Annotated in this window: 2 protein-coding genes and 2 pseudogenes; 3 read left to right on the plus strand and 1 reads right to left on the minus strand. The window is 44.3% G+C overall.

The window, feature by feature from the left end; translation table 11 throughout:
• Positions 1–575: pseudogene (locus tag A3757_RS27260) on the plus strand (zinc carboxypeptidase); the annotation flags it as partial.
• Between the two features lie 11 nt (positions 576–586).
• Positions 587–1,327 carry an alpha/beta fold hydrolase gene (locus tag A3757_RS22900; protein ID WP_197470244.1) on the plus strand — a complete coding sequence of 247 codons (741 nt, stop codon included), beginning with the start codon at positions 587–589 and terminating at the stop codon, positions 1,325–1,327.
• Between the two features lie 66 nt (positions 1,328–1,393).
• Here A3757_RS22900 and A3757_RS22905 read toward each other — a convergent pair whose 3' ends face one another.
• Positions 1,394–2,110: a lipocalin family protein gene (locus tag A3757_RS22905; protein ID WP_068507727.1), complete on the minus strand. Its 717-nt coding sequence runs from the start codon at positions 2,108–2,110 to the stop codon at positions 1,394–1,396.
• Between the two features lie 278 nt (positions 2,111–2,388).
• Here A3757_RS22905 and A3757_RS22910 point away from each other — a divergent pair.
• Positions 2,389–2,723, plus strand: a pseudogene (locus A3757_RS22910) (2OG-Fe(II) oxygenase); the annotation flags it as partial.

Genomic DNA, 2,723 nt, shown 5'->3' on the forward strand with positions numbered 1-2,723 from the left:
TGCCTTGGTATTGTGGCAAGGTCGAGGAGCAAATGGAGCTTGAGAACCAGAAGCTGGTAGAGGTGGTCGAGCGTTATTCTGATCAATCGCCCTTTACCTTAACGCTAGACTGTCATTCGGGCTTTGGCTTCCACGATTACTTGTGGTTTCCCTATGCTTATCGCAAACGGCCTATTGCGGTACTCGACAAGATTTATGCGCTGAAATTATTGCTAGATCGAACTTACTCTCACCATCATTATATCTTTGAGCCTCAGTCATTGAGTTATATCACGCATGGAGATCTGTGGGATTACATCTACAAGCGACATAAGAATTCACATGAGAGTATGATGATTCCTTTGACGCTTGAGATGGGCTCATGGAATTGGATTAAGAAGCGTCCGACTCAACTATTCTCTAGGTCTGGTTTATTCAACCCGATGGTGCCGCATCGCCTGCAACGCGTTTTACGGCGGCATATTATGCTATTCGATTTTCTTTGCTCGGCAGCCATTGGCTATAAGAGCTGGATGCCCAAGAAAAAGCAGCAGGTACAGACCTTTCAAGCAGCTAAGCAGTTTTGGTATCGCTAATGGAAAAGTGGATGCTAATAAGGGGTTTGTCTCGCCAGAAATTGCATTGGGGTGAGTTTCCTGAGCACTTAAAAACACTGTCAGGCGCAGAGGTATTGTTTGAGGACTTGCCAGGTTTTGGTGAGCGACATCATGAATCTAGCCCGGGGACGATAGAAGAAATTGCTGAGAGTCTTGCGCCGAGGATTTTTGACTCAGCCAAGCTTGTTGACGGTAAGATCAATCTTGTAGGTATTTCCATGGGCGGAATGGTGGCGCTTGCCTTGGCTCAAATGCACCCTGAAAAAGTCGCTAGCCTGATACTGATAAATTCAAGCTTTAGACCCTATGCTCGCTTTTATCAGAGACTTCAACCTAAGGCCTATGCAGGCTTCCTAAAGGCCTGGTTTAACCCCGTTATGCGCTACAGTGAGCGTGAAATTTTGCGATTGTCGAGTAACATGAGAGATAGTGATGAGTGTTTGCTAGATGAGTGGTTAGACTTCAGACGTAAGCAGCCACCTAGCCGGAGAGCGGCAATCAAGCAAATTCTGGCGGCCAGTCGCTTTCAATGCGAATCACAAAAGCCCGTCGAACATATGCTGTTTATTGCGGCTAAACAAGACAGGATTGTTAGCTACCACTGCTCTGAAAATGCCGCCCAAGCATGGGGGGCAGATTATCGTTGTCATCACTATGCCGGGCATGACTTGGCTTTGGATGCACCACAGTGGTTAGCCGAGCAGATCGTTGAGTGGCGACAGAGTCTATAAAGAGCGGGGTGAGAAGTAAGCAAACCTGAATGATCAGGCTTGCTTACTTGAATCTAGGCACAGGTTCTATTTTATGAAGAGGACGTTGGAGTCCATATAAGGTGCCTCATCAGCATAATCGTTTAAACTAATGAAGCTAATTTTTTCGCTATCCTGTTCAGTAAAGAAGAACTTGTTACTGCCCAAAGCACGGTCGTAGACAATGGATATTGTGCCGTCACCTTGAAAACTCCAGGAAAATGAAAAAGACGAGCCATCATTTTCATCTCCGTTGGTAGCGCCCGTATTGTTAGCAAAGAACTCAATAGAGCAGAAAGGGCAGTCTTCATAGTAGAATTCTTTAGTGAGATCACTTAACGAAGGTTGAATTGCTTCTACTGCACAATGCCTGATATGACTGACATCGTCTTCAGGAAGTTGGAAGCAGTATTGGCCCTGTTCGATCGCAGACTCTCTAAAGGTAAGTGTTTCATCGGCAAGGTAAACAATTACCTCGTTATTTACCACTGCCCATGTACCGCTCGTTACGCTCGCTAAACGTGAATCGTTATCATCGTTTCCGGTGAATTCAAAGGTCATGTCAGAGAAAAAACTGAAGATAACATAGGTATCATCGCCAAGGTCGTCGATAAAAGCCTTGCCACAGAGGTCTGACTCGGAAATTGTGTCGGAGCTATTATCTGGCTCGGGGCAATCAGGCAGTGTTATATTTTTACTGTCAGAGCCACAAGCAGACAAAAATAAAATTAAAGTGATTAGTGCGAATAGTTTAGACGCAGTCATAGTGTCGTTTCTCAAAATTTGATTATAAAGAGGATTTATTTATAGCTTTCGCATAAGCACGAAAGCGTGAAGAGTTTTATCGACAGAACTAAATAGCTTTCTGTTGATCAGAAAGTTCAGTTGTCAGTATTGATTTTTGGGTAATTAAAATAGAATGTTCGTCATATTCAAAATCCTTTTAAATATTTGAAGTTTAAGGGCCGCATTTTTGCGTAGTAAGAACGCGAACTATACTGTGGAAATCGTGTTCTTAGCAATGACTTTTTGGAGAACTATCGGTGTACTTATCAAGCCCAGAAGACAATGAAGTTTTGTTTGAGTCAATCGCGCAAGATTTGATTCAAACCGGCTGCTCTATCAATGAAGGGGCGATCCCTCAGGCTTTGGCTGATGCTTTGGCGCAGGAAGTAAAAGGCTTAGCTTCAGAGAAATTCAAGAAAGCCGGAATAGGGCGTGAGCAAGACTTTGTGAGGAACGAGACGGTTCGCTCTGATGAAATCGCTTGGATCTCAGAAGAGACGGAGGCGGGTAAGGCTTGGCTTGAATGGGCGTCTCAATTGCAGTCTTATATGAACAGGCGCTTATACTTAGGCTTGTTTTCGTTCGAAAGTCA

The sequence above is a fragment of the Oleiphilus sp. HI0117 genome, from assembly GCF_001635235.1.

Bases quoted from the DNA above. Each gene is read 5' to 3' on its own strand.
- A3757_RS22900 (WP_197470244.1), top strand. From the start codon at position 587: ATGCTAATAAGGGGTTTGTCTCGCCAGAAATTGCATTGGGGTGAGTTT.
- A3757_RS22905 (WP_068507727.1), bottom strand. From the start codon at position 2,110: ATGACTGCGTCTAAACTATTCGCACTAATCACTTTAATTTTATTTTTG.